Consider the following 25,901-nt stretch of genomic DNA (forward strand, 5'->3'; position numbering starts at 1 on the left):
ACCCGGGGCCGGTCGGCGCAAGCGGAGGGGCGTTCCTGCGGTGAATCTCCACGTCCACCGGAGTGAGAACGCGCCGCGCCCCGGCAGACCACCGGGGCCGCCGGTTACAAACCCGACATGACGCTCACCCCGCACCGCTCCGGCGCCCTGCTGGTCGCCGCCGTGTCCGCCCTGATCCCCCTGGTCGCGTCGTCGGCACCGGCGGCCGCCCTCGCCGACCCCCACCCCGTCCGGCACCACCGGCACACCCTCGCCGACCCCCAGCCCCGCTGGTACCAGAGGCACACCACGGAGGAGATCACCCGCTTCCTGCGGAGCTTCTACGGCAGCCACGGCCCCTCGGAACAGGACCGGGTCCAGCGGGTCTCGCAGCTGCTCCGGGACAAACAGGAGCACGCCCCGGAGACCGACGTACTGCTCTGCCACCCGGGCACGCCGCAGTCCATCACCGTCGGCCCGGCCACGGCCATGCCGGCCGCGTTCGTCGGCTGGGCCACCGTCACCACCACCTGGGCCTCCGGGGCCACGGACACCTTCACCGCGTACGTCCGCACGGACTCGCGTCCGATCACACTCGACGACGTGATCTGCGCGGGGTGATTTCCGGGGTAGAACACCCGGCATGACGCGATTCGAGATCACCGGCGCGAGCGCCGCCGACATGGAGATGCTGCGCACCTGGGCCGACGAGGAGGGCTGGAACCCGGGGGACAGCGACCGCTACGCCTTCGCGGTCGCCGACCCGGAGGGCTTCCTCGTCGGCCGGCTCGACGGCGAACCCGTCGCCTGCATCTCCGCCGTGCGCTACGGCGGGGGCTTCGGGTTCATCGGCTTCTACATCACCCGCCCCGACGTGCGCGGCCAGGGCTACGGCATCCGGCTGTGGCGGGCCGGGATGGAGCGGCTCGACGGGCGGCTCGTCGGGCTGGACGGCGTGGTCGAACAGCAGGACAACTACCGCAAGTCCGGGTTCCGCTCCGCCTGGACGAACATGCGCTGCTCGGGTGTCCCGCGGCCCGGCGACGACACCGGGGTGGAGATCGTGGACGCGGCCTCGCTGCCCTTCGCCCGGCTCGCCGCCTACGATCGCCGGTTCTTCCCGGAGGCCCGCGACGCCTTCCTCTCCGCCTGGACCGCGCTGCCCGGCCGGACCGCCCTCGCGGCCGTTCGCGACGGGCGGATCGAGGGCCTCGGCGTGATCCGCCCCTGCAGCTCCGCCTCCCGGATCGGCCCCCTGTACGCGGCCTCCCCGGAGGTGGCGGCCGCCCTGGTGCGGCGGCTCGCCGGGCACGCCCCCGACGGGGAGGTGGCGGTGGACGTGCCCGACGTGAATCCGGCCGCGGCCGCGGTGGCGACCGGGCTGGGGCTGGCCCCGGCCTTCGAGACCGCCCGCATGTACACCGGCCCGGCGCCGGAGCTGGACCTGGCCGGGCTGTACGGGGTCACCAGCCTCGAACTGGGCTGACGGGCCGGGCCCGCGGGGCCGGGCGGCGGTCGGCGGCGCCGCCCGGCCGCTCCGCGGGGGACCCGCCCACGTGCGGCGGCCTCAGATGCCGAAGAGCACGCCGGTGCTGCTGCGCAGCCCGCAGGGGTTGCCGAAGGTGTACGTGTAGCTCATCCGGCGGCCCTGCCACACCCCGTCGGCGGTGACCGTCACCGGGTTCCACTCCCGGGTGCAGACCGTGTCGGGGCGCGGGGCGGCGAGTGCGTCCAGCGAGCGCCCGTTCGCCTTCAGCTCCGCGCAGGCCGCGGCCGGCGACGGGTGCGTGCCGCCCGGGCGCGGGGCGCACACGAGGGTCACGGCGCGCAGCACCGTTCCGTCGGTGGCGTTCTGACCGGCCGTCACGCTGACCACGAGCGCGGACGGGGCGTACAGGCTCTGTGTTCCGGTCGGTGCCGCGTCGGCGGCTCCGGTCCCGGCCAGGGCGGTGAGGGCAGTGAGCGCCATTGCTCCGGAAGCCAGTCCCAGACTCCTGGTGATGGACCGCATTTCGAACACTCCTCGGGTCGGTGTTTCGGATAGCGGACGCGAGTCTTGCCCATCCGGAGCGGGAACGCCCGTTCGTACCGCCATTTCTCGTCACTGATCGTGAGCGTATGAGTGCAGTACGCAGTGGCCCCCGCCGCCGTGACCTGTGGGGGAGGCGTTCCCGGAATCGGCCGAACACGCCCCCGCACGGCGACGGAGCGGGGTGCGGGGGCGGGTCAGGGGGCGTGCCACGGGTTCGGGCCGGGGGGTCGCGGCGGCCCGGCGGGCGCCGCCGGGGTCAGCGGGTGGCCGTGGTGCGGGGGGCGTAGAGGTCGAGGAGGCGCGTGCGGGTCTGCTGGAGCCGTACCGCGAGGATCCGTGCGACCCAGTGGCCGACCGCCGAGCCGAAGGCCGGGTCGGCGTCCATGAGCATCCGGACGGCCGGCCCGTCGAACTCGTAGGCCCGTACCGGTGTCATCGCCTCGGCGCTCAGTTGCCAGGTGTACGGCGGGAACAGCCAGGACCAGCCGACGAGCTCCCCGGGTCCGAGGCTCTCGACGGGCACGGCGCCCCGGGGGCCGCCCGAGGGGAGCGGGATCTCCAGGGTCACCGTGCCCGAGCGCACGATCCAGAAGGCCTCCGCCCGGCCGCCCTCTTCGAAGATCCGCGCGCCCTCGGGGAAATTGACCTCACGTGCGTAGGACATCAGCCGGCCGCGGTGTTCGGCGGACAGTGCGGCGGCGATCCGGATGGGGGAAGGTGTGCTCACGACGGCCTCCGTTCAGGACCCCCCGCAACCTTCTGCTCCCCCCAGTGTCGCCGACCGGGGCCGGATCGCCGCACAGCACGGGGAGGCGGCTGCGTCGGCCGGGCGCGGCCGGGGACGGGCGCCGGGCCGCCGGGGGGAGGGGCGGTGCGGTAGCGGACCGCCGGGGCCCGCGGTACCGGGGTGCCCAGGTGCCTTCCCTCCGGTACGACCGGCCGGTAACTTGTGCGCCGCAGCCGCCCGGACGGGGCGGCCGAAACGGGTGGGAGCCAGATGAAAAGCCTTGTACGGGTGCTGTTGAGCGTGCTGCTCCTGGCGGGCGGCGGTATTCTTCCGGCCGCCGCCCCCGCCCTGGCCGCCGTACCGGCCGCGCCGCCGGCCCCGCAGTCCGCCGAGCCCGCGCCGTGGACGCCCCCGCTGTCCACCCGGGGCCGGTACGTCGTCGACGCGCAGGGCAACCGCTTCCGGCTGCGCTCCGGCAACTGGGACGGCGCTCAGGGCTCCTGGAGCGGCTCCGGCGACCGCAGCGACCCCGCCACCCACCACGCGGGCCAGGACTCCCACGGCATCCCCCTCGGCCTGGACCGGGTCGCGCTGCCCACGCTGCTCGCCGACTTCCGCGCGCTCGGGCTGAACAGCATCCGGCTCCCCTTCTCCAACGAGATGCTCCACACCACCGCCCCCGTCCCGGACGCGGCGGTCGCCGCCAACCCGGCGCTGCGCGGCCGCACCCCGCTCCAGGTCTACGACGCCGTTGTCGCCGCCCTCACCGACGCGGGCTTCGCGGTCATCCTCAACAACCACACCGGAACCACCCGCTGGTGCTGCGGGCTCGACGGCAACGAACGCTGGAACAGCACGCGTTCCACCGCCCAGTGGGCCGACGACTGGGTCTTCCTGGCCCGCCGCTACCGCGACAACCCCCGCGTGGTCGGCGCCGACCTCTACAACGAGGTCCGCCGCGACACCTGGGACGACCCCAACTGGGGCCTGGGCGACGGACACGACTGGCAAGCCGCCTCGCAGGAGGCCGCCGACCGGATCCTGACCGAGGCCAACCCGAACCTGCTCATCGTCGTCGAGGGCATCAACTGGACGGGGATCCCGGTCGACGGACTCCCGCACGGCCGCCCGACCCTCACGCCCGTCCGCACCCTCTCCCACACCCTGGTCGTCTCGAACAAGCTGGTCTATTCGGCCCACTTCTACGGCTACACCGGCCCCCACCACAGCGGCGCGACGGGCCTCGGCGAGACCCATGACCCCCGCTACCAGGACATGAGCCGGGCCCAGCTCGAACAGACCCTCTACGACCAGGCCTTCTTCGTCTCCGCCGAGACGGGCGCGCACTTCACCGCGCCGGTGTGGATCAGCGAGTTCGGCATCGGCGCCGACGAGAACGGAGCCGCGCCGCGCGCCTGGTTCCAGAACATGACCGGCTACCTGGCCTCCTCCGACGCCGACTTCGCGTACTGGCCGCTCGTCGGCTGGAGCACCACCGCCCAGGGCGCCCCCGGCGGCGACAGCTGGGCGATGCTCCGCTACGACAACACCGGCCGGCGCTGGGGGGTCCTGGATCCCGCCGACTGGCGCACCGCCCCCTGGACCGCGCTGACCGCCGCCGTCGGCCGCACCGGCCCGGTCCCCGCCACCCCCTCCTGGTACCAGCTCAGCACCGACCACCGCGACCACAACGCCTCGCTGCTCAGCCGGGCCGCCGGGGACTGGGAAGCCGGCGCCCGCAAGGCGGTCTGCCCCGACGGCGCCCGCCTGGCGGGCCTGAGCCACACCGGCGGGCGCGGGCTGTGCTCCACCTCGGACCTGCGGGCCCCGGGCGGCTCCCAGACGGTGGTCCGCGACGAGTCGTACGTGCCGCCGGGCGGCGACTGGGCCACCGGCTACACGAAACTCCAGTGCCCGGCCGGGCAGTTCCTCATCGGTTACAGCCTGCGCGGCGACCGGGTCTCGGCCGCCCTGTGCGCCCCCTCGCGGCTCCCGCTCGCGGGTGCCGGCCGTACGGTCTGGTTCGACCGGGGCGACGACCGCCCTGCCGGGAACCCGGGCGCCGACTTCGCCTCCGGCCACTACAAGGGCCAGTGCCTGCCCACCGAGTACGCGGCGGGCATCGCCTTCACCGGACGGGCCGGGTTCCGCCCCTCCCCGGCGTCCCTGCTCTGCCGGGCGCTGCCCGCGGGCTGAGGCGCCCGGAGCCCGGGGGAGGGGCGCGGACCTCCCCCCGGCCCGGCAGCCGTTCGGTATTCGTCCGGTCGGCCCTGGTGACCGCGGGGGCAATCCGACCTAGGGTGCGCCCGTACGGACAACGGACACCGAACTGGGGGGTTCATGCGTAGATCCAGAGGGCCGGCAGCCGCTCTCGCCCTGTGCCTGGCCGGTACCGGCGCGTTCCTGGGGCTCGGGCCCGTCCCACAGGCCGCCGCCATCACCCCGCCCGTGGCCTTCACCGCCGACGCGCTGCCCACCTGGCAGCCCAACGGCATCGTCTGGGCCCTGGCCGAGGCCGGGGGCACCGTCTTCGTCGGCGGGACCTTCTCCGCCGTGCGCCCGCCCGCTGGCGGGGCGGGCGGCGAGCAGCAGGCCGTGAACTTCGCCGCCCTCGACGCGGCGACCGGCGCCCCGACCTCCTGCACCCTGTCCTTCACCATCGGCAGCGGCACCGCGACCGTCCGCGCGCTCACCCTGTCGCCGGACAAGAAGACGCTCTACGCGGGCGGCTACTTCGGCGCGGTCAACGGCACCCCGGTCTCCAGCATGGCCGCCATCGACGTGGCGACCTGCACCGTCAAGCCCTCCTTCCGCCCCGCCTTCGCGGCCACCGTGCGGGCCATCGCCGTCACCGGCGACACGGTCTACGCGGGCGGCGACTTCCTCACCGTGAGCGGCCGGCCCCGGCAGCGCTTCGCCGCCGTCGCCGCCGCGGACGGGGCGGTGCGCCCCTTCCGGGCCGACGCCGACGAGCCCGGCCGAGCCGTCGAGGTCACCCCGGACGGCGGGAACGTCCTGCTCGGCGGCGACTTCTTCACCGTGAACGGGACGAACACGCACGCGCTGGCCGTCGTCGACGCCGCCAGCGGCGCCCTGACGAAGGGCTATCCCGGTTTCATCGAGACCCACTCCGTGGTCAAGGACATCGCGACCGACGCCACGGGCTTCTACACCGCCAACGAGGGCACCGGCGGCGGAGTCTTCGACGGACGCATCGCCCTGAACCTCTCCGACTTCAACCAGCGCTGGCGCGACACCTGCCTGGGCGCCACCCAGGCCGTGCTGCCGTACCGGAACGTGCTCTACAGCGCTTCGCACGCGCACGACTGCTCCAGCGTCGGCGAGTACCCCGACGGCCAGCGCCACCACCTGCTGGCCCAGCCCACCACCAGCGTCGGCAAGCTGGGCTGGGCGCCCGACACCAACGACGGCGTCGGCGAGGGCATCGGCCCGCGCGTGATGACCGTCGGCTCCAAGGACGGCACGCCGTACCTGTGGGTCGGCGGTGAGTTCACCACCGTCAACGGGGCGGCGCAGCAGAGCCTGACCCGTTTCTCCTCCACCGGCGACACGGGCGCGCCGACGGTCCCCGTCGCCAGCGCGGCGAGCGTCAGGCCGGGCGAGGTCCAGGTGCGCTGGCGCACCAGCCTCGACCTGGACGACAGCGCGCTCACCTACCGGATCTACCGCAACGGCGCGGCCTCCCCGATCGGGACGGTCACCGCGGACTCGCTGTTCTTCAAGCGCCCGCAGGCCTCCTGGACCGACACCACCGCCCAGCCGGGACAGTCGTACACCTACCGGGTGACGGCCACCGACGCGGCGGGCAACACCAGCGCCCTCTCCGCCCCGGCGGGCGTGACCGTCCCCACCTCGGCGGAGGCCTACGCGAACCAGGTCCGCGCGGACGGCGCCCAGCTCTACTGGCGCTACGACGACACGGTGCTGCCGTACGTCGCGGACTCCTCGGACGGCGGCAACCAGGCGGGCGTGCACCACCACGCCCCGGCCCTGCGCCAGAGCCCGGGTGCGGTGACCGGCCCGAGCACGGCGATCGGCTTCAACGGCACCGACGCGCACGTCTACGCGGACCGCCGCCAGACGGTGGGCAGCACCTACAGCATCGAGACCTGGTTCAGGACCGGCACCACCCGGGGCGGCAAGCTCATCGGGTTCGGCAACCAGCAGACCAACGGCAGCAGCCAGTACGACAAGCACGTCTACATGACCGATGACGGCCGGCTGGTCTACGGCGTCTACACGGGTGCCACGCGCACCATCACCACGGCCGCCGCGTTCAACGACGACAAGTGGCACCACGTCGTCGCCACCCAGGGGCCCGGCGGGATGGCCCTGTACGTGGACGGCCTTCAGCGGGGCACCCTGGGCGTCACCACCCACGAGAACTTCGCGGGCTACTGGCGCGCCGGTTTCGACGGGCTCGGCGGCTGGCCGGACCGGCCGACGAGCGAGCACTGGGCGGGCCTGCTCGACGAGACCGCGATCTACCCGACCGTCCTGAGCGCGGCCCAGGTGCAGAACCACTTCGCCCTGGCCTCCGCCCCGGCCGACTCGGTCGTCCAGGTCACCGCGGCGGAGGACACGTACGCCAACGCGGGCGCCCCGGGCACCAACTACGGCACCTCCGGTTCCCTGGCGGTCCGCGGGACCTCCCTGTACACGAGCTACCTGCGCTTCGGCCTGCCGGCCGCCCCGGCGGGCAAGGTCCTCAAGTCGGCCACGCTCAGCGTGAAGACGAGCACCATGGCCGGTGCCGGCACCACGGACACCGTCTCGGTCGTCCCGGTCACCGGCGCGTGGACGGAGGCCGGGACCACGTACGACAACCGCCCGGGCACGGGCGTTCCGGCCCTCGGCGCCTTCCCCGGGATCCCGGACGGCTCGGCGGTCCACACCGCCGGGCTGGACACGGCGGCCGTCGCGGGCGCCCTGGGCGGCCCGTACAGCCTGGCGCTGACCAGCGCGGGGACCGACGCCCTGTGGCTGTGGTCCTCGGAGGCGGCGGCCGGCGAGGCGACGCCGCGGCTGACGCTCACCTTCGGGGCGCCGTGAGCCACGCCCGGCGGCCGTGGTGCACGGGCTCCGGCACCTGCCGCAGCAGGGCGGTGACGTGCTCGTCGCGCAGCTCGTAGACCACGCTGCGCCCGTCGCGCCGGCCGGCCACGAGGTCGAGGCGGCGTAGCGGGTGCAGGCGGTCGGAGACGGTGGGCCGGCCGAGGCGGAGTGCCCCGGCCGGCTCCCCGACCGGACACGGCGCCTCCGGCAACCGGGCCAGGACGCGGATCCGGGCGGGCGAGGCGAGGCGCTGCACGGACCTGCGGATGCTCGCCGCCGGCGCCGCCGCGATCGGCCGCCGGCAGGGGCCCTCACCGGCGAGCCCTTCGCCGACGGCTTCTACCGGGCCATGGCCGTCCTCGTCCCCGCCACCGCCCTCGGTCCGGGCATCGGACCGGCGGTCCTGGTCCACGAGGCTCCACCCTCCTCATGGCCGCCGACGCCCTGCGCCTGTCGCGCCACGGCGACGCGGCCTGAGCCGCGGCGCCCCGGCGGGCGCGCCTCACCCCGCGGGGTGAGGCGCGCGCACCTCCAGGAACCGGCGCCCGCGCGGGCCCCGGTACAGCAGGCAGTCCCAGCCGTGGCGCTCCAGCTCCGCCGCGCACGCCGTCAGCCGCTCCTGTTCCTCCCCGGCCGCCCCGCTTCCGGGCGGGCCCACCCAGCCGACCTCCGCCGGCGCGTCCGTCCCGGCCGACACCCGGTAGCCGGTGCGGCTGCGCCGGCCGCCGGCGTCCACCGCCGACGGCGGGAAACCGGCCGCCTCCAGCACGAGGGCCACCGCCCGCGGCGCCCTCCGCAGCTCCCACGGGGCGGGCGCGCGGGCACTGCCGGTCAGCAGGCGGCGGATCTGCACCATCCCCTCGTACGCCGTGCGCAGCTCGGCGGCCCGCCCGGCCTCCGGCGGCCGTGGACCGTCGCCCGTCGCGGGCTCGAAGCCCCACTCCTGCGGATCCGCCACCACGCCCGCCCTCCGCGATCTGAGTACCCCGGGTCAACGGCCTGAGTACCCGCGCCGATTCCCCGGCGCGGCGCCGCTGCTGGAATGACGGCATGACCTCGACGACCTCCCGCCCGCACCTGCGCCGGGTGACCTGCGCCGGTTCCGCCCTCGCCGTGGCCCTCGTACCGCTCGTGGTCGGGGTCCTGGCCGCCAAGGGCCTGGGCGCCGACCCTCATGCCCCCGTCAACGCCCTGATCACCGGAGGCGGCCGGCGCGTTGGGCTGCCGCGCGCCGAGTGGAGCCGGCGCGGCCACGGCGCGGTGCGCCGGCTGCGGACGGCCCGCCGGACGGTCCGCAGCCGCTGCGGGGCCCTCAGGAGGCGGCCGGTCCGGGTGCCCCGCTGACCGGCCGCCCCGGGTTCCGGTCCGCCGGGCGGCCCGGCGCCGCCCTTGCGCGCGGGTCAGCGGCCGTACTGGCGGACGCACAGGTCGACGACAGCCGGCGGGACCGTCCCCTCCGCCGCCTCGCACAGCTCCTCCCCGCGCGGGAGCGGCCGCGCCGCGCGGCGCGGGGGCGCGGGTTTGGGAGGCCGGGCACGGCGGGGCGGGGCGGGCTTCGCCGGGCGCTCGGCGGGCGGCCGGACCGTGGGTGCGGGCGCTGCGGGGGCCGGGTCCGGGTCGGGTGCGGTGCTCGGTTCCGGAACCTCGCCCAGGGGGAGCGGCAGCTCCGGCGGGGCCGGCGGGGGGCGTACGGGATCCGGGGCGCCGACAGGCGGTGCGGAACCCCGGGCGGGGCCCGGGGCGCCGGGCTCCGGGCCGACGGAGACGCAGCCGGCGCTCGCCAGGAGGGCCAGGAGGGAGAGAGGGAAGGCGGCGCGGCGTAACAGCACCCGACCACCATGCCGCAGTCCGGGGCCGCCCGGCCGCGAAGCTCACGCTTCCGGGTGATGGAGGAGGCGGAGGGGAACGGCCCGACCACCCTGGTGAACCGATTCTCCACAGGGCCGGCCGGAAAGGGCCCCGACGGCCGCGGAACCGGAGCCGCCCTGACGCCGGCGGCCGCACTCACGGTGGCGGTCCACCTCAGCCGCGGCCGGAAGGACCGAGAGCGGATGGATGGGACGGATCGGACACCCGGCTTGACCGGAGTGGTCCCGGACGGAAAGAGTCCGCTCCATAACGACCGCATGAGCCGCACCTCGGAGTTGCCCCAGATGCCGATATCCGCCCGCTCCCCGCTCACCGTGCCGGCCATCGGAGCGGGCCGGATCCCGGCCGTCCGGCGGCGCAGGGCCTGACCCGGACGAGCCGGGAGACGACCGTGTCCCCACACCCCGACGAGAGCGGGCCCGAGCCCGACGACCGCCTGTTCGTCCGCCCCTACATCGCCGTCCCCGAGGACCCGTCCGCCTCCGCGTACCCCGCCTGGCCGACGCTCCCGGAACCGGTGGAGGAGCCGACCGAACCCCTGCCGCGCGTACCGTCCGCGCCCCCGGCCCGCCCGGCGGCGACGGCGTCCCGCCGCCGCGCGCCCGAGCGGCGGCGGAGCCGACTGCCCCTGGCCGCCCTCGCCCTGGTGGCGCTGGCCGGAGCCGGCACGCTGCTGCTCCTGCCGGACGGGTCCGAACCGGAGACCGCCCCGGCCCGCCCGGACCTGGCCCTGCCGGCGCTGCCCGCCCGCAGCCCGGGCGCCGGGGAACCCGAGGTGCGCAGCCAGGCCGCCACCGCGAAGCCCTCCGCCGCCACGCGCACGCCCTCGGCGCCCGCCACCTCCGCGAAGCCCGCGACGAGCCCCACCACCGCACCGGACAAGCCCGTGAAGCAGCCGCCCACAGGTTCCGGAACCCTGCGCCCGGGCGACAGGGGGCCCGAGGTCAGGGCCCTCCAGGAGCGGCTGTACGAGCAGGGTTTCACATACGTCCGCCCGACCGGGGTCTACGACGGCCAGACCAAGCGCGGCGTCTCCCAGCTCCAGCGGGACCGCGACATCAAGGGCGACCCGAACGGCGTCTACGGCCCGGCCACCCAGGCGGCCTTCGGCTGACCCCGCGACCCGGGCCGGCTCACCGGCCGCCGGAGACCCGCACCACCGCCCCGGTCGTGTACGAGGCGTCCCGCGACAGCAGCCAGGCGATGGCCCCGGCGACCTCCTCCGGCTGCCCGGGCCGGCCCAGCGGGATGGTGCCGGCCGCCCGGGCGGGACGGTCCGGGTCGCCCATCGCGGCGTGCATGCCGGTCTCGATGACGCCCGGCGCCACGCAGTTGACCCGGATGCGGTCCGGCCCCAGCTCCTTGGACAGGCCCGTCGTGAGGGCATCGACGGCCGCCTTGGTCGCCGCGTAGTGCACGTACTCTCCCGGGCTGCCCAGGGTGGCGGCCGCGGAGGAGACGTTCACGATGGCCCCGCCGCCCGTCCGCGCCATGTCCCGGGCGGCCCGCCGGCAGCAGAGCAGGTAGCCGAGCAGGTTCACCTCCACCACCCGGCGCAGGTCCTCGGTCCGCGCCTCGGCGAGCCGGCCCAGCGGACCGGTCACCCCCGCGTTGTTCACCAGCCCGGTGACCGGACCCAGTTCGGCTCCGGCCACGTCGAAGAGCCGCTCCACGTCCCGCTCCCGCGAGGTGTCGCCGCGCACCGCCACGCACCGCGCGCCCGCCGCCCGTACGCGCTCCGCCACGGCGTGGGCGGCCTTCTCGTCGCTCGCGTAGCCCAGCACCAGATCGTGGCCCTCGGCGGCGAGCCGGACACAGGCCGCCGCGCCGATGCCCCGGCTGCCTCCGGTGACGACGGTGACGGGGCGACGCTCCACGGGTTCCTCCAAGTCGTACGGCCGTGCTCCGGGTTGCCGGGCGCGGCGCAGGCTAACACCCCGATATCCGGTGGACCATCGGAAATGGAGGACCCGACAGTGGTCCGGTCGTCATCCGGCCGATCCGAGGAGCCGCCCGTGTCCACCCTGCGCGTCACCGCGGCCATAGCCCGGTCGTCGGCGGCCGCGCCATCGCGAAGGCGGTCAGCCCCGCCTACCTGACGCGCAAGGGCGGCACCGAGTACGAGTGAGGCCGCGGGTTCGGCCGTCGCCCGCGTTGCGCCGGGGCGCACCGCGCGGGTTCGTGGTGGGATGGGGGACGGGGTGGTCACACCGGTTCACCGAGAGGGCACACCCATGCCGCAGGACCCCAGGCCCACCATGAGGGCGATGGCCTACGAGACGTACGGCGGACCGGAGGTCCTGGCCGAGACCAGGCTCCCGGTCCCCAAGGTCGCCCCCGGCGAGGTCCTCGTGCGCGTACGCTACGCGGCGGTCAACCCGGTCGACTGGAAGATCATGGCGGGCGGGCTCGACGGCCTGATGGACGTCGTGTACCCGGTGGTGCCGGGCTGGGACGTGGCCGGCACCGTCGAGCGGGTCGGCATCGACGTCCCCGAGTTCGCGGAGGGCGACGAGGTCATCGCCTACGCCCGCAAGGACTACGTGCACGGCGGCACCTTCGCCGAGTTCGTCTCCGTCCCCGTACGGGCCCTCGCGCGCAAGCCCGTCTCGCTCGACTGGCGGGAGGCGGCCGGCCTGCCGCTGGCCGGGCTCACCGCCTACCAGCTGCTGACCCGCCTCGGCACGGGCGCGGACGACACCGTCCTCGTCCACGGCGCCGCGGGCGGGGTGGGCTCGCTCGGCGTGCAGATCGCCCGCTCCCTCGGCGCCCGCGTCATCGGCACCGCCTCGCCCCGCAACCACGACCGGCTGCGCGGCCTGGGCTGCGAACCCGTCGCCTACGGGGAGGGCCTCACCGAGCGGGTCCGCGCCCTCGCCCCCGACGGCGTGACCGTCGTCGCGGACTTCGTCGGCGGAGTCCTGGACGTCACCACCGCCGTGCTCGCCGCCGGCGGCCGGCACGCCTCCATCGCCGACCACACGGTCCTCGGGGCCGGCGGCCAGTGGATGTGGGTCCGCCCCCTCGGCGAGGACCTCACGGCCCTGGCCCGGCTCGCCGACGAGGGCCGCCTGACGGTCACGGTCGCCGAGACCTTCCCCCTCTCCCGCCTCGCCGACGCCTTCGCCCTCAGCCAGGCCGGCCACACCGCCGGAAAGATCGTGATCGAACTCTGAGCCGCCCGGCCGGGCACCCGGGCACGGCATCGCGCCACCCTCCGGGCGCTGCCGCCCCCGGTCGCCGGACGGGCCTGCAGGCCCGGTCCGAGCCCTTCGGACCGGCCGCGACCGGCCCCGTCGTCGCGGGACCACGTCCGCGACGACGGGGGTACCTGCGCGTGGCGGCCGGCACGCAGTGGGTACGCCCGGTACGAGGCCTTGCGCCCGGCACGCCGAGAGCACGCACCAGAGGCCGCGGGGCCGCCCTCAGGGCGACGACAGGACTTCGACGACAGCCCTAGAAAAGGTCCGGGACCTCGCCGCCGTCCGCCCGGGCCGCCTCCACCCCCGGCAGGCCCGCCGCCCAGGGGCCCGTGACGGCGGTCAGGGCGGCGGCGTCCGGCGGGGCGGAGCCCAGACCGACCGCGTAGCGGGCCAGGGTCGCGGAGCGCTCGAAGGGGCGGGGCCAGGCGTGGGCCTCCGTGAGCCCGGTCTCCTCCAGGGCGGCGAGCAGGGCGCGCATCCGGCCCCGCGCCCGGCCCAGGTTCTCCTCGAACTCCCGCGCGGAATCCCCCCGTACGGTCACCACCGCCCAGGCCGCGTGCCGGCGGTGCGGCGGGGGCGCCGTCAGGATCCCGTCGAGCTCCTCGGGTTGCTCCTCCAGCCGCTCCCAGGACTCGTACAGCTCCCGCAGCAGCAGGTCCCGCAGGCCCGCCCCGACCTGGGCCGTGCAGCTGCGGACCGGCGCCGAGGGGGTCAGGACGGTGACCTGGTCCGTACCCGCACCGGTGCCGGATGCCGGGTCCAGGGACACCGGCCGGCTCCAGTCCCAGGCGGCCCAGGTCCCGAAGAACTCCCGCCGCAGCGCCGCGGGCGAACGGTCCCCGGCCTCCCGTACCGTCCGGGCCGCCAGCACGGACCAGGCCAGGCCCGGCAGGCCCCCGAAGGGCGCCGAGTCCAGGCCCCGGGCCCGCGCCCAGACCTTGACCTCCCGGGCGAGCCGGGCGAAGGCGGAGTGCTCCGCCCCCACCGCCTCCCGGACGGCCTCCGCGTCGGAGAGCGCGCTCAGCGCCACCGCCTCGGACTCGCCGAGCTCCGCCCGCCGCTCCACGGCCCGCGCCGGGTTCAGCCCGCCGGCTCCGACCACCACCAGGTCCACGTCCAGCCCCGACGCGCGCAGCCGCAGCCCCGGCACCCGCGCCCCCGTCACCTCCCGCAGCCGCTCCGCCTCCGGCAGCGCGGCCGCCACCCGCGCCCGCAGCGCCCCGGCGTCGGCCGTCCCCGGCACCACCGCCACCAGGTCCAGGTCGGCCCCCGGCAGGGCGCAGCCCATCGCACGGGATCCGGCCGGACGCACCACCGCCTCGGGCAGCGCCGCCGCGATCCGCGCCGTGACCCTCCCGTCGGCTCCCGGCACCTCGACTCCCGCACCCGGCGCTCGGGTACCGGAGTCCCTCCTCGCCCCCATCGGCTCCCCGGGCCGCTCCGGGTCGGTCCACCGCCAGGCGCCGGTGCCGAGTTCCACCACCGCCCGCACCCGCATCGGCCCGTCCCCGCGCCGTGACAGCACCGCCAGCTCCCCGACGTGCGCCGTACGCGGACCCGCCCCGAGCCGCTGCGCGCACTCCCGCTCCGCCCACTGCGGATCCCCGCTCCGGCCCAGCGTCAGGTGCGGGGTCCAGCCTCCGGAGCGCCCCCGGCAGCCCGGGAACCGGTCGGTGAGGGCCCGCCGCAGCTCCTGCCAGGGCGCGTCACCGCCCTCGCCCGCCGCCGGGTCCAGCCACAGCGTCGCGTCCTCGCGACGGCCGAAGGAGTGCACCCCGTCCAGCCGGGCGGTGAACGACCGCACCGCCGCCGCGGCCCCGGCCAGCAGCGGCAGCGCCCGGGCGAAGGAGGACTCCGGTACGAAGCCGAACAGCAGGTTGACGTGCGCCGGCCAGCGCTCCACCGCGGGGTCGTGCGCCCGGCGCAGCTCCGCGACCGCCGGATCGTACGGCGGCAGCCAGGCCACCGCCGTCCGCGCGGTCGCCGGTACGCCGAGCAGCACCTCGGCCGCGTCCCGCGCCCCGTACTCCACCGTGGCCTCCACCCCGAAGTGGTCGGAGGGGAAGAGCCCGTCCGGCGCGGGGGAGTCGCCCCGCAGTGCCGCGCCCCGTACGCGTGCCCCGCTGGCGCAGGACAGCAGGATCCGGTCCAGCCGGCCCGCCCGCCCCGTCAGCGAGCCGACCGCGGCCAGCGGATTGGCCCCGGGGTCGAAGGTGGGCGTGTCGTCGGCGGGGCCGTGCACGTCGTTCCAGGCGTCCCGCAGCCCCAGCGCGGCGGCCGGCCCCTCGGCCCCGGAACGGCCGTCGTTGAAGTCGCCCAGCAGCGCGAGCCCGGCGTCGATCCCGCCCAGCCCCTCCGCCAGCCGCGCCAGTTCGGTGGTCCGCCGCCCGGCCCCGCCCTCGGTGTGATCGCTGGTGAGGTGCGTCGCGGCGACGACCAGGGGGCCGCCGGCGGTGTCCACGGTGACGGCGGAGACCGCCTTGTGCGGGCCGAGCACGTGCAGGCCCGCCTCCCGCACCGGCAGCCGGCTCAGCACCAGCAGCCCGCTGTCCGCCACGTCCGCACCGTGCGGATCGGTGCCCAGCGCGTACCCGGCCCGCACCCAGGGCTCCGCCATCAGCAGGGCCAGCAGGGCCGGTTCGACCTCCTGGAGGGCGATCACGTCGGCGTCGGCCACCGCCAGGTCCGCCAGCAGCATCGGCCTGCGCCGGGCCGTGGCGATGCGCGGGGCGTCGTAGCGGTCCCACAGGGTGTTCCAGGTCAGCAGCCGCACCCGCGCCGGCGGGTGCGCGGCGGGACCGGCCTGGACGGGCCGCCAGGCGCCGCCGTCCGCCGGGTCCCAGGCGTGCGGGGTCCGCGCCGTGAAGAACGGCCCGCCCAGCAGCCGCCGGCCGCGCACCCGCCCGGCCCGCGTCGTGTCGATCCGGTCCAGTCCGGTCGCCCGGTCCCACACCAGCTCGCCGTCGGCCTCGACGAACAGCACCCGGTGCCACGGGATGTCCCCGCCGGGCACGAAGGAGGGCAGCGGCACCCGCTTGGGGGCGGCCCCGCGCCGGCGCAGGCCGAGCGTGAACCGCGCCGGATCGAACCGGGGGTCCCAGCGGACCTGGTGGTAGAGCTGCTCACTGGTGCGCATCAGAGGTCCTCCCCCTCGTCGGCCGCCCCCAGGGAGCCGGCCCTGTCCCCTACGTCTCCGTCCGCCCCGACGTACCACGTCCGGTGCGCCTGCCCGGGGTGGGGCGGGCTGAACCGGCGCAGCTGCGCGGCCAGTACGGGATCCGGCACCGGATGCGGGCGGACCGCGTTGCGCCGCAGCAGCTCGGCCTCCCCGACCAGCACCACGACCCGGGTCACCAGCGCGTCCCGCCGCCGGGCGACCGCCCCGGCCAGGCCGCGCTGGCGCTCCGTCAGGGAGGTGGCGTCCCACACCACGGTGCCGCCGGCGGCCAGGGCGCGGTCGAGCCGGTCCAGGCCCTCGCGCAGCACCTCCGGGTTGGCCCGCTGGTCGGACCGCGCGCCCCGGGCCTCGCGCAGGTCGTCCAGGGCGATGTACGCGTCCACCCCGGCCAGGCCGCGCGCGAAGGTACTCTTCCCGCTGCCCGAGGGCCCGCAGAGCTGGACCAGCCGCGGGTACGCCGCCGGGTCGCGCCACCGCCAGGTCGCGGCGGCGGCCTCCTGCGCGGTGGAGAGCGCACCCCGGCCGAAGGCTTCGCGGGCCTCGGCCCAGCAGCGGTCGGCGGCGTCGGCGTCGAGCCCGCCGAGGGCCTCGCGCAGCCCGGCCCGTAGGGGGCCCAGCGGGTCGGGGCCGAGCAGCCCGGCCTCCTCCGCGCACAGCGCGGACCACTCCGCGCAGTCGGCCTCCTCGGCCGTCGCGTCCGGAAGGGCCGACGCCAGCGCGTGCAGCACTCCCAGGTCGGCGGCGGCCGCCAGCCGGACGAGCCCGGCCCGCCGCTCCTCGTCCGGGTAGGGCCTGCGCAGCGCGGGGTGGAGCCCCACCAGGTCCGCGACCCGCCGCGCCGTCCGCATCCCGAGCGGCCCCGCGGCGAGCCGCGACGCGAGGGCGGCCCGGGGCTCGCGGTGCAGCGCGGCGGCCAGCACCCCGGCCAGCCGGGCCTCCCCGGTGCGGCCGGCGCCGTCGAGCCGCGCGGTGACGGCGGCGACGGCCCGTTCGTCCTCCGGGCGGACCGGAACGCCGGTGCCGAGGGCGGACAGCAGCCCGCCGAGGTCGGGTTCGGATCCGGAGCGGACGGCCCACAGGGGGGCGGCGGGGCCGAGCCCGTTCACCACCACGGGCGCGTACATCCAGTGCGCGTCGGTCCGCACGTGCCCGCCGCGCACCCACTTGGCCACGTAGCGCCCGAAGTCCGCGCGGTCGAAGCCGGCCGTCGTACGGACGACGTACCCCTCCTGCCGGGCGGTGTCGACGCGCAGCCTGCGCAGCGCGCGCTCGTCGTAGACCCCGCGCCAGAGCACCCGGGGCACCGGGACGCCGAGGCCGCGCAGGAACCGCACGGTGCGGTCCCAGTCCAGGCAGTGGTCGCCGTCCCACACCGAGAACCCGTAGAACCAGCTGTCGAGTTCCCCGTAGCCGAGGGAGTGACGGGCGTACAGGTTCTCCCCGCAGATCCGCCGGCCGGCCGGGATCCGCGCCCCGATCCGTCCCTGGAGGCCCTTGACCCAGGTGCGGGAGGGGTGGTGGCCGGAGTCGAGGGAGCGGGCGTGCAGCCCGTCCGGGTACAGGGTGGTGTTCTCCCCGTCGAGCTTCTCGGTGACCACCACCTCCCGCCCGGCCAGCGCCGCAGTGCCCCCGGCGCGCACGTCGTCCGCCGTGGCGCCCGGGGACCACGGCAGGTGCGCGGTACGGGGGTAGTGCGTGCGCATGGTCGGCTCCTGCTCAGGGGGACGGGGTGTCCCGTCACTGTAGGTAGCCGGGGCGGGCGCATCCACCCAATTCCCGCGTGTGCGGCCCTGAAGGGCGCTGCTGGAGGTCCGGTCCGGCCCTGGTCAGATCGTGACCGGGCCGTGGGCGGTGGCGAACTCGACCGAGACCAGGCCCGGTTCCTCGTCCTCGACCCAGGTGACCTCGATCTGGTCGAGGGGGTGGTCGGCCGGTTCGCCGAGGAATTCGGCGATGGAGGCGGCGTCGCCGGCGATGGAGAGCCCGTGGATGGTGGTGGAGGTGCGGGGGGCGGCGCTCGGGCGCTCCTCGCTGGGGACCAGCCACTGGAGGAAGTAGGGCAGTTGCGGGTCCTCCATCAGTTCCAGCAGGCCGATCTGCTTCCACCTCAGGTCGAACCCGTCGGGGCGGACACGGTGGCCCTCGGCCGAGGTGCGGCCGAGGCGGGCTTCGACCGGGGCGATGTCGTCGACGGAGACCACCCAGCCGAGCCAGCCGCCGCCCTCGGCGGCGCGGCGCGCGACCGCCCGGCCGAAGGGTGCTCGGTCGGCGGCGGGGTGGTCGAGTGTGGTGACGACCTCGACGTAGGTGCCGCCGCTCAGGGGGAGAACGAAGTTGCGGGTGCCGAACCGCGGGTGCACGCCCCCGTCGACGAACCCGGCGCCGAGGGCCGATCCGATCCACTGGACGGTCGAGACGAAGCTGTCGCGGGCCACCGCGTAGGACACGTGGTCAAGTCGCACCGCGCCATCATCGCCCGGCAACCCGCACACGTCGCGACGCCACGCCCGCCGCCCCGGCCACGTCCGCGTGGATCCGGCGGTGGAGCGGATCGATCACCCGGTCGGTCAGCGCGGCGCCGTGCACGTGCTCGTTCATGCGGTGCACCGGGCCACCGGCCACGGGCCCCGGCAGCGTCCGCCCCGCTACCGGCACAGGGCCACGATCGCGGGGTCCACCCGCCCGCTGGCCGCCTCGCACAGCGCGGACATGTCGTACGAACGCCGGGGCGCGGGCCGGGGGGCGGGGCGCGAGGGCTGCCGTGCGCGCGGCTTGCCGGCGGGGGCGCGGTGGGTCGGCCGGGCCGGGGAGGCGCGGTGCGGGGGACTGCCGTCGGAGCGGCGCGGCGCGACGGGTGCGGGCCACTGCGGCGCGGCTTCCGGGTCCGGGGCCCGGGCGGGGGTCACCTCCTCGGCGGGCGCAGGCGCGCTCTGCTGCTCCGGGGCGGGCCCCAGCGGCAGCCCCTCCGCCGCGGGCGGCCGGGGCGTCCATGCGGTCCGGACCGCGGCGGGCTCCTGCCGGGGAGCCTCGACGGCTGCCGGCGGCCGTACGGTCACACACCCGGCGGCCAGCAGGAGGACGGGGACCCAGAGCGGGAGGGGGAGGCGCGACGGCATCCGCCCACCCTGCCGTACCGGGGCACCGCCCGGCGCCCCCGCTCACACGGACGGGTGAGTGCGGGGTCGCATACGTGGTCGGACCAGCGACTTTCACGCCGCCAGCCCGCACCACGGACCGTATCAAGATCGACATAATCGGGCAATAAGGAGGGTCTGGAAGGTATGCGGCCGGCAGAGCCGTGAGGGCCCCGACCACCCGCCGCCCGCCGTAACCCGACGGTCGCGCCCGCTGTTGCACAGGCGGCGGACCCACCCACGGTGAACGGAGTGCCCATGCCCCAGCTGACCGACGACCCCGGACGGAAGGGCACCTGGATGACCCCGGCGGAGTACGGGGCCTCGCGCGCCGCCGTGTGGACCGGAGCGGTCGTCCTCGTCACCGACACCGACGGGCGGGTCCTCGTGCAGAGTGTCGACTACCGCCCCGACCGGCTGCTGCCCGGCGGTGCGGTGGACGCCGGCGAGGCGCCCGCGGCGGCGGCGGCCCGCGAGGTGCGCGAGGAGCTCGGGGTCGACGGCCACTACCCGCGCGGCCTCGCCGTGGACTGGATCCCCGCCGACACCCCCGGGTTCCCGCCCGAGATGTGCTTCCCCGGCGAGATCCTGCACGTGTACGACGGCGGCACCTGGACCCCCGACCGCATCGGGTCCATCCGCCTGCCCGCCCAGGAGATCACCGGCATCGACTTCGTCGAGCCCGCCGACCTGCCCGCCCTGATGGAGCCCGGCGACGCCCGCCGCGCCCTGGCCGCCCTCCGGGCCCGGATCGGCGGCTCCGGGCCCGCCCTGCTGGAGGACGGCCGCCCCACCAGCCCCACCGTCCTCGACCGGCTGGGGGTCCTGCGCACCCGCCGCGTCCCGCAGCACGGCACCTGGCACCCCGGCCCCGTCCCCGTGCACCTGCCCGTCCGCGGACACTCCGGCTGGCTCTTCGCCCCCGACGGGCGGGTCCTGCTGCTCGTGGCCCGCGCCACCGGCAGCGCGCACCTCCCCGCCCCGAAGGCGGAGCCCGCCGGGGGGGCCCTGCCGCTCGGTTACCGGTACGCCGACCGGGCCGCGCTGGCCCGTACGGCGGCCCGCCTCACGGGGCTCGCCCCGGCCGGGGACCCGGCGTACGCCCGCCTGCTGGCCACCCCGGAACAGGTCCGGGAGCTCAGCGACTGGGGCCCCGCGGGCCGGCAGGAGCTGGCTGCGGTGCACGCGGCCCGCACCCAGCTCGGCCTCCCGGTCCCGCCCCGCATCCCGCCCACCGAGCTCCCGGAGCAGGGCCTGCGCTGGTGAGGGGCCCGCCCGCCCCCGCCCCGGCCGGAGCCGCGGCCTCCGGGCCCGACACCGCCCCCCGGCCCCCGGGCGGGCCGGGCGGTCGTGTGGAATGGGGGCATGGGGACCAGCGAGATACAGAAGAGCGGGACGCCGGGGGGTACCCGGGAGACTCCGGCCGCACCGCCCGCGCCGGGGGAGGACCGGGAGCCCGCCGGGCGGCAGGAGGCCGCACCGCCGGCGGTGCGCGCCGCCCCCGACCGCTGGCGCTACGCCCGCCACCTCGACCAACTCGCCACCGCCGCGGGGGCGGCCGGCGGGGCGGACGAGGCCGGGGCGGTGGCCGCCGTCCTGCGCGACCCCGACCCGGTCATGGCGCAGAGCGCCGTGGTCACCCACATCGACCGCCGGGCCGTACGGCTGCTGCCCGGCGCCGGCTTCCGCGACTGGGCCCGCGCGCTGGGCTCCGTCCTCGAGGGGCATCCGTTCCCGGCCCGCCGGCTGCGCGAGTGGACCCTGCTCAAGGCGATGGCGAGCGGCGGGAGTTGGTCCGCGGCCGAGCTCGCCGCCGCCTCCGACTGGTGCCAGCGCACCGCCGTCCAGTCGCCCGCCTCCGACGAGGCGCTGGCCCTGCTGGCCGCCTCCGCCCGGACACGCCGCGTACGCAACGCCGCCGCACGGCGGCTGCACCGGCGCGCGGCCCCTCGCGCGGAATGATCAATCCCACGGAGTGCTCGCCATACGGCTGTTCGGGGGTTTAAGGTCGGCGTACCCGGCCGGGTGTCAGCGTTGAACCGATGCCATTCCGCTGGAGGATGACTCTCCGTGTCGCACGTTTCACAGGCTCCCGTCACCACCCCCGACACCGAGCCCGCACTGCCCGCACCCCGCTCGTTCGACGAGGTGAAGGGTTGGTTCTCGGCGTATGACCAGGTGCTCTTCGACTGGTTCCTGGCCCGCCGGAACGACAGCGCCGACGCGAAGGGCGACCTCCTCGAACTGGGCGCCTTCATGGGCAAGAGCGCGATCTTCCTCGCTCGCTACCTGCGGGAGGGCGAGGAGTTCACCGTCGTCGACCTGTTCGACTCGCCCGCGCCCGACGACAGCAATCTCGAAGAGGTACGGGACTCCTACCCCACCCTGACCCGGCGTGGCTTCGAGGCCAACTACCTGGCGTTCCACGAGGAGCTGCCGACCGTCATACAGGCGCCGACCTCCGTCGTGGCCGACCGGGTGCGCCCGGGCAGCTGCCGCTTCGTCCACGTCGACGCCTCGCACCTGCACGAGCACGTCGTCATGGACATCGCCTCCTCGAAGACCGTCGCGGCCCCCGGGGCCGTCGTGGTCTTCGACGACTACCGCTCCGCCCACTGTCCCGGCGTCGCGGCCGCGGTCTGGGAGGCGGTGGCCGTCGGCGGACTGAAGGTGATCGCCGTGTCCGCCGCGAAGCTGTACGCGACCTGGGACGACCCGGAGCCCCACCAGGCGGCCCTGCGTGCCTGGCTGGACGGCCGCACCGACCTGTGGCACGGCGTGGACACCGTCTGCGGACGGCCGCTGGTGCGCATCGGCGACCACGGCGTGGCCGCCCCGCCCGCCCCGCAGCCGCTGCGCGCCACGCCCGCGCCGGTGACGCCGCCGCCCGCCCCGAAGCCCGCGCCCCGGCCGGGGGCCGGGTGGCGCAGGTTGGCCAAGGACCTGCTCCCGCCGGTGGTCACCCGCGCGATCGTCACCGCCCGGCGCCGCCGCCGGGCCTGAGCTCCGGGGGTGTCCGGCAGGTCAGGGCCGGACACCCCCGGCCCGTCACAGCCCCTTGCGGACCCGGGCGGCGCGGCGGGCCTCGGCGGCCTGGCGCGCCTCGATCGTCTTGCGGGACTCCTTGCCCCGGCCGGCCCGGCCCGGGCGCGTGCCGAGGCCGCGGAAGCCCAGCTCCGTACCGCTCGGCCGGCCCTTGGCGTCCGTCGGCAGGGCCCCGGACAGCGGAACCCCGGAAGGCCTGCGCGCGCCGGTGATCCGGCTCAGCGCCGCCTCGCCCGAGCGTACCTGGGTGATGGTGGGCCGGATCTTCGCGTCGGCCATCAGCCGGACCATGTCGCGTCGCTGGTTGGGCGTGACCAGGGTGACGACCTTGCCGGACTCGCCCGCGCGGGCGGTGCGCCCGCCGCGGTGCAGGTAGTCCTTGCTGTCGGCCGGCGGATCCACGTTGACCACGAGGTCGAGGTCGTCGATGTGGATGCCGCGCGCGGCGACGTTGGTCGCGACCAGGACCGTGAGCAGGCCGTCCTTGAACTGGCCGAGGGTCTTCGTGCGCTGCGGCTGGGACTTCCCGCTGTGCAGGCCCTCCGCCCGCACGCCCATGGCCCGCAGGTGCTTCACGAACTGGTCGACGCCGTGCTTGGTGTCCAGGAACATGATCACCCGGCCCTCGCGGGCGGCGATCTCCGTCGCGGCCGAGACCTTGTCCGCCGCGTGGATGTGCAGCACGTGGTGGTCCATCGTGCCCACCGAGGCCGACTGGGGGTCCACGGAGTGCGAGACCGGGTCCTTCAGGTAGCGGCGCACGAGCTGGTCGACGTTGCGGTCCAGGGTGGCCGAGAACAGCATCCGCTGCCCGTCGTGGTGCACCTGGTCCAGGAGCTCGGTGACCTGCGGCATGAACCCCATGTCGCACATCTGGTCGGCCTCGTCCAGCACCGTGATGCGCACCCGCTCCAGGTGCACGTCGCGCCGCTTGACCAGGTCGCTGAGCCGGCCCGGCGTGGCCACGACGACCTCGGCGCCGGTGCGCAGCGCGCCCGACTGGCGGCCGATCGACAGCCCGCCGACGACGGTGGCCATGCGCAGCCGCAGGGCCTGCGCGTACGGGGTCAGCGCCTCGGTCACCTGCTGTGCCAGCTCGCGCGTGGGTACGAGGACCAGCGCGAGCGGCCGCTTCGGCTCCGCCTGCCGGCCCGCGGTGCGGGCCAGCAGGGCCAGCCCGAAGGCGAGGGTCTTGCCGGAGCCGGTACGGCCCCGGCCGAGGATGTCACGGCCGGCGAGGGAGTTCGGCAGGGTGGCCGCCTGGATCGGGAACGGCTCCCGCACCTGCTGCTCGGCCAGGGTCTCCACCAGCTCGGCGGGCAGTGCGAGTTCGTCGAACGAGGCCACCGGGGGCAGGGCCGGTGTGGCCGTCCGGGGCAGGGTGAACTCGCCCTGCGGGCCCAGGGTCCGCGGGGCCTTGCCGGCGCCGCCCCCGCCCTTGGAGCGGGAGCCTGCCGACGCCGCGGCCTTGATGCCGAAACGCCCGTGAGCTGACGGGTTCTTCATGCAGAACCTTCCGTGAGGAGAACCGAGCGGGGTGGGGAACGGGGTCCTGAACGGCGACGAGCCGGGGTCCGTACCCCTCGGTACGGTCCCCGGCTCGTCGTACGCGTCCGCACCGGGCGAAAGCGCCCCGCGCCTGAAGTCTTCCGCCCATTTTACCAGCGGGCCGCCGCGGGCCGGGGCGGCGCCGCCGACCCGGCGGGACCGGGCGCTGCGCCGGGTCGGTCGGATGTTCGAAGCGCCCGGTTGGCGGTGCTCCGAGTGTGGCGTGCGGGACGGGTGGGCAGTATCGAGACGGCCGCGCAGGCGGCCCGAGTGGAACGTCGAGTAAGGATCAGTACCGATGGCAACTGGCACCGTGAAGTGGTTCAACGCGGAAAAGGGGTTCGGGTTCATCCAGCAGGACGACGGCGGCCCCGACGTGTTCGTGCACTTCTCCGCCATTCAGGCGCAGGGCTACAAGTCCCTCGACGAGAACGCCCTGGTCGAGTACGAGGTCACCCAGGGGACCAAGGGCCCCCAGGCGGAGATGGTGCGGCCCATCTGACCGCCCTCCGCGCACCCCGTGCGCGTGTGTGGCAGCGGCCCCCAGCAGGTCCGGCCGGCGGGGGCCGCCGCGTCACTCCCGCTCCGCCGTCTCCCGGACGGTGATCGCCGACACCGGGCAGGCGCGGGCAGCCTCCCGGACCATCGGGCTGTGGCCGTCCTCGCGGCCGGGCAGCACCTCGCTGAGCCCGTCGTCGTCCTGGGTGAACACCTGGGGCGCGGCCAGTACGCACTGGCCGGCGCCGATGCAGACGTCCCGGTCCACGGAGATCCGTACGGCGCTCACCACGCCACGGGGAGTTCGACCATGCCCTGGACGGTGTCCCCGGGTTTGAACGGGATCGTGTCCGGGTCGGCGTCCAGGCGCAGCCCGGGCAGCCGGTCGAACAGGGTGCCGAGCGCGATCTCCATCTCGGCCCGGGCCAGGTTCTGTCCCAGGCACTGGTGGATGCCGAAGCCGAAGGCCAGGTGGCGGTTGGCCGGCCGGTGCCAGTCCAGCACGTCGGGGGCCGGGAACACGGCGTCGTCGCGGTTGATCACGGAGGTGGAGAAGACCACCCCGTCGCCCGGCCGGATCGTGACCCCGCCGACCTCGATCTCCTCGGTGGCGAACCGCAGCATCGCGTCCGCGATCGACAGGAACCGCATCAGCTCCTCCACCGCCCCGGACAGCAGCGAGGGGTCGGCCCGCAGCTCCGCCAGCTGCTCGGGGTGGCGCAGCAGGGTGAAGGTGCCGAGGGAGATCATGTTGGCCGTGGTCTCGTGCCCGGCGATCAGCAGGATCGCCGCCAGCGAGACCAGCTCGTCGACATCGGTCTCCCCGGTCTCCAGCCGGGTGTGGACCAGCTCGTCCAGCAGGCCCTCGCCCGGTTCGGTGCGCTTGCGCAGGATCAGCTCCCGCAGGTAGTCCTGGAGCCGTTTGCGGGCGTCGTCGACGTCGGCGGGCGCGGGGCCGCGCAGCAGCCTGCGCGACTGGGCCTCGAAGAACTCGTGGTCCTCGTAGGGGACCCCCAGCAGGGCACAGATGACCATGGACGGCACCGGCAGGGCGAAGGCGCCGACCAGCTCGGCCCGCGGGCCCTTCGCCACCATCGCGTCGATCAGCCGGTCGACGGTCTCCTGGATCCGGGGCCGCAGGGCGGCGGCCCGTTTGACCGAGAAGCTGGGGATCAGCATCCGGCGCTGGGTGTTGTGGACGGGGTCGTCCTCCCCGAGGAGCGCGGTCCGCTGCCGGGTGATCCCCTTGAAGCGCGCGCTGGGGAGGGGGAACGCCTCGTGGGTCCGGTCGGTGGACAGCCGCCCGTCCGCGAGGAGGGACCGGGCCTCGGGGTGGCCGGTCACCACCCAGACGGGGCGGCCGTCGAAGAGGGTGACCCGGCTCAGCGGCCGGGTGTCCCGCAGGGGCTGGTAGGCGGCCGGCGGGTGGTAGGGGCAGGTGCGGTCCTGCGGGAAGGCGAGAGCGCCGGACGGGGCGCCGGAGAGGGTTTCGGACATGGAGAACAACACCTCGCAAGGGATGGTTCCGTCGTGCACCGCATCCATTACATGCCTCAGGCACCTATCTTACCCATGTCACTTTCGGCCAGTCTGCCCGAGTTCACACTCGGGC

The 25,901-nt window shown here is 76.0% G+C and carries 25 protein-coding genes; 11 read left to right on the top strand and 14 right to left on the bottom strand.

Going from position 1 to position 25,901, the window contains the following annotated elements:
* Positions 1–117: 117 nt before the first annotated feature.
* A complete protein-coding gene (locus ACFY15_RS18650; RefSeq protein WP_390686521.1) occupies positions 118–600 on the top strand; it encodes a hypothetical protein in 483 nt (160 codons plus the stop codon).
* A 22-nt stretch (positions 601–622) separates the two neighbouring features.
* Positions 623–1,465, top strand: a complete 843-nt coding sequence (locus tag ACFY15_RS18655; protein WP_390686520.1) for a GNAT family N-acetyltransferase — start codon at positions 623–625, stop codon at positions 1,463–1,465.
* 81 nt (positions 1,466–1,546) lie between these two features.
* Here the strand turns inward: ACFY15_RS18655 and ACFY15_RS18660 are convergent, their stop codons facing one another.
* Positions 1,547–1,948: a subtilase-type protease inhibitor gene (locus ACFY15_RS18660; protein WP_390686519.1), complete on the bottom strand. Its 402-nt coding sequence runs from the start codon at positions 1,946–1,948 to the stop codon at positions 1,547–1,549.
* A gap of 319 nt (positions 1,949–2,267) precedes the next feature.
* Entirely contained in the window at positions 2,268–2,738 is a 471-nt protein-coding gene (locus ACFY15_RS18665; protein ID WP_390686518.1) for a Crp/Fnr family transcriptional regulator, read from the bottom strand.
* 270 nt (positions 2,739–3,008) lie between these two features.
* On the opposite strand from ACFY15_RS18665, the gene ACFY15_RS18670 reads away from it, so the two are divergent.
* Positions 3,009–4,934: a glycoside hydrolase family 5 protein gene (locus ACFY15_RS18670; RefSeq protein WP_390825798.1), complete on the top strand. Its 1,926-nt coding sequence runs from the start codon at positions 3,009–3,011 to the stop codon at positions 4,932–4,934.
* Positions 4,935–5,078: 144 nt separating this feature from the next.
* Positions 5,079–7,811, top strand: a complete 2,733-nt coding sequence (locus ACFY15_RS18675) for a DNRLRE domain-containing protein (protein ID WP_390686516.1) — start codon at positions 5,079–5,081, stop codon at positions 7,809–7,811.
* Here the strand turns inward: ACFY15_RS18675 and ACFY15_RS18680 are convergent.
* Both ACFY15_RS18680 and ACFY15_RS18685 read right to left on the bottom strand, forming a co-directional pair.
* A complete protein-coding gene (locus ACFY15_RS18680) occupies positions 7,792–8,226 on the bottom strand; it encodes an ArsR/SmtB family transcription factor (protein ID WP_390825799.1) in 435 nt (144 codons plus the stop codon). The two genes, ACFY15_RS18675 and ACFY15_RS18680, sit on opposite strands and share 20 nt — an antisense overlap.
* Positions 8,227–8,316: 90 nt before the next feature.
* On the bottom strand, positions 8,317–8,772 hold the full coding sequence (locus ACFY15_RS18685; RefSeq protein ID WP_390686720.1) for a hypothetical protein: 456 nt from the start codon (positions 8,770–8,772) through the stop codon (positions 8,317–8,319).
* Positions 8,773–8,864: 92 nt separating this feature from the next.
* On the opposite strand from ACFY15_RS18685, the gene ACFY15_RS18690 reads away from it, so the two are divergent.
* Positions 8,865–9,158, top strand: coding sequence for a hypothetical protein (locus ACFY15_RS18690; RefSeq protein ID WP_390686514.1), 294 nt, complete (start codon positions 8,865–8,867; stop codon positions 9,156–9,158).
* Positions 9,159–9,214: 56 nt separating this feature from the next.
* Here the strand turns inward: ACFY15_RS18690 and ACFY15_RS18695 are convergent, their stop codons facing one another.
* Positions 9,215–9,643: a hypothetical protein gene (locus tag ACFY15_RS18695; RefSeq protein WP_390686513.1), complete on the bottom strand. Its 429-nt coding sequence runs from the start codon at positions 9,641–9,643 to the stop codon at positions 9,215–9,217.
* A gap of 431 nt (positions 9,644–10,074) precedes the next feature.
* Here ACFY15_RS18695 and ACFY15_RS18700 point away from each other — a divergent pair, with 431 nt between their 5' ends.
* Positions 10,075–10,797, top strand: a complete 723-nt coding sequence (locus ACFY15_RS18700) for a peptidoglycan-binding protein (protein WP_390686512.1) — start codon at positions 10,075–10,077, stop codon at positions 10,795–10,797.
* A gap of 19 nt (positions 10,798–10,816) precedes the next feature.
* On the opposite strand, the gene ACFY15_RS18705 is transcribed toward ACFY15_RS18700, so the two are convergent.
* Positions 10,817–11,560, bottom strand: coding sequence for an SDR family NAD(P)-dependent oxidoreductase (locus ACFY15_RS18705; protein WP_390686511.1), 744 nt, complete (start codon positions 11,558–11,560; stop codon positions 10,817–10,819).
* Between the two features lie 381 nt (positions 11,561–11,941).
* Here ACFY15_RS18705 and ACFY15_RS18710 point away from each other — a divergent pair, with 381 nt between their 5' ends.
* Entirely contained in the window at positions 11,942–12,859 is a 918-nt protein-coding gene (locus ACFY15_RS18710) for an NADP-dependent oxidoreductase (RefSeq protein ID WP_390686719.1), read from the top strand.
* 280 nt (positions 12,860–13,139) lie between these two features.
* On the opposite strand, the gene ACFY15_RS18715 is transcribed toward ACFY15_RS18710, so the two are convergent.
* The 5 genes from ACFY15_RS18715 to ACFY15_RS18735 all read right to left on the bottom strand — a co-directional run bounded on the left by ACFY15_RS18715 (position 13,140) and on the right by ACFY15_RS18735 (position 19,180).
* Entirely contained in the window at positions 13,140–16,022 is a 2,883-nt protein-coding gene (locus tag ACFY15_RS18715; protein WP_390686510.1) for a poly(A) polymerase, read from the bottom strand.
* Positions 16,022–17,767, bottom strand: coding sequence for an RNA ligase family protein (locus tag ACFY15_RS18720; protein ID WP_390686509.1), 1,746 nt, complete (start codon positions 17,765–17,767; stop codon positions 16,022–16,024). The genes ACFY15_RS18715 and ACFY15_RS18720 overlap by 1 nt, the downstream gene beginning before the upstream one ends.
* 123 nt (positions 17,768–17,890) lie before the next feature.
* A complete protein-coding gene (locus ACFY15_RS18725; protein ID WP_390686508.1) occupies positions 17,891–18,526 on the bottom strand; it encodes a VOC family protein in 636 nt (211 codons plus the stop codon).
* Between the two features lie 7 nt (positions 18,527–18,533).
* A complete protein-coding gene (locus ACFY15_RS18730; RefSeq protein WP_390686507.1) occupies positions 18,534–18,662 on the bottom strand; it encodes a hypothetical protein in 129 nt (42 codons plus the stop codon).
* 47 nt (positions 18,663–18,709) lie between these two features.
* Positions 18,710–19,180, bottom strand: a complete 471-nt coding sequence (locus tag ACFY15_RS18735) for a hypothetical protein (protein WP_390686506.1) — start codon at positions 19,178–19,180, stop codon at positions 18,710–18,712.
* A gap of 276 nt (positions 19,181–19,456) precedes the next feature.
* On the opposite strand from ACFY15_RS18735, the gene ACFY15_RS18740 reads away from it, so the two are divergent.
* The 3 genes from ACFY15_RS18740 (at position 19,457) to ACFY15_RS18750 (ending at position 22,201) form a co-directional block, all read left to right on the top strand.
* The gene (locus ACFY15_RS18740) at positions 19,457–20,464 is read left to right on the top strand and encodes an NUDIX domain-containing protein (RefSeq protein WP_390686505.1); all 1,008 of its coding nucleotides are present in this window, start codon (positions 19,457–19,459) and stop codon (positions 20,462–20,464) included.
* Positions 20,465–20,563: 99 nt separating this feature from the next.
* Positions 20,564–21,160, top strand: a complete 597-nt coding sequence (locus tag ACFY15_RS18745) for a hypothetical protein (RefSeq protein ID WP_390686504.1) — start codon at positions 20,564–20,566, stop codon at positions 21,158–21,160.
* A 108-nt stretch (positions 21,161–21,268) separates the two neighbouring features.
* On the top strand, positions 21,269–22,201 hold the full coding sequence (locus ACFY15_RS18750) for a class I SAM-dependent methyltransferase (protein WP_390825800.1): 933 nt from the start codon (positions 21,269–21,271) through the stop codon (positions 22,199–22,201).
* A gap of 45 nt (positions 22,202–22,246) precedes the next feature.
* On the opposite strand, the gene ACFY15_RS18755 is transcribed toward ACFY15_RS18750, so the two are convergent.
* Positions 22,247–23,749 (bottom strand): DEAD/DEAH box helicase, encoded by a 1,503-nt coding sequence (locus tag ACFY15_RS18755; RefSeq protein WP_390686502.1) that lies wholly within the window; start codon positions 23,747–23,749, stop codon positions 22,247–22,249.
* 340 nt (positions 23,750–24,089) lie between these two features.
* Between ACFY15_RS18755 and ACFY15_RS18760 the strand changes: the two genes are divergently transcribed.
* Positions 24,090–24,293: a cold-shock protein gene (locus ACFY15_RS18760; protein ID WP_390686501.1), complete on the top strand. Its 204-nt coding sequence runs from the start codon at positions 24,090–24,092 to the stop codon at positions 24,291–24,293.
* Between the two features lie 72 nt (positions 24,294–24,365).
* Here ACFY15_RS18760 and ACFY15_RS18765 read toward each other — a convergent pair whose 3' ends face one another.
* Both ACFY15_RS18765 and ACFY15_RS18770 read right to left on the bottom strand, forming a co-directional pair.
* Entirely contained in the window at positions 24,366–24,578 is a 213-nt protein-coding gene (locus ACFY15_RS18765) for a ferredoxin (protein ID WP_390825801.1), read from the bottom strand.
* A complete protein-coding gene (locus ACFY15_RS18770) occupies positions 24,575–25,786 on the bottom strand; it encodes a cytochrome P450 (RefSeq protein WP_390686499.1) in 1,212 nt (403 codons plus the stop codon). Before ACFY15_RS18770 ends, ACFY15_RS18765 begins: the two co-directional genes overlap by 4 nt.
* Between the last annotated feature and the right edge of the window lie 115 nt (positions 25,787–25,901).

The organism is Streptomyces sp. NPDC001373 (genome assembly GCF_042895815.1).
Taxonomy (GTDB): domain Bacteria; phylum Actinomycetota; class Actinomycetes; order Streptomycetales; family Streptomycetaceae; genus Streptomyces.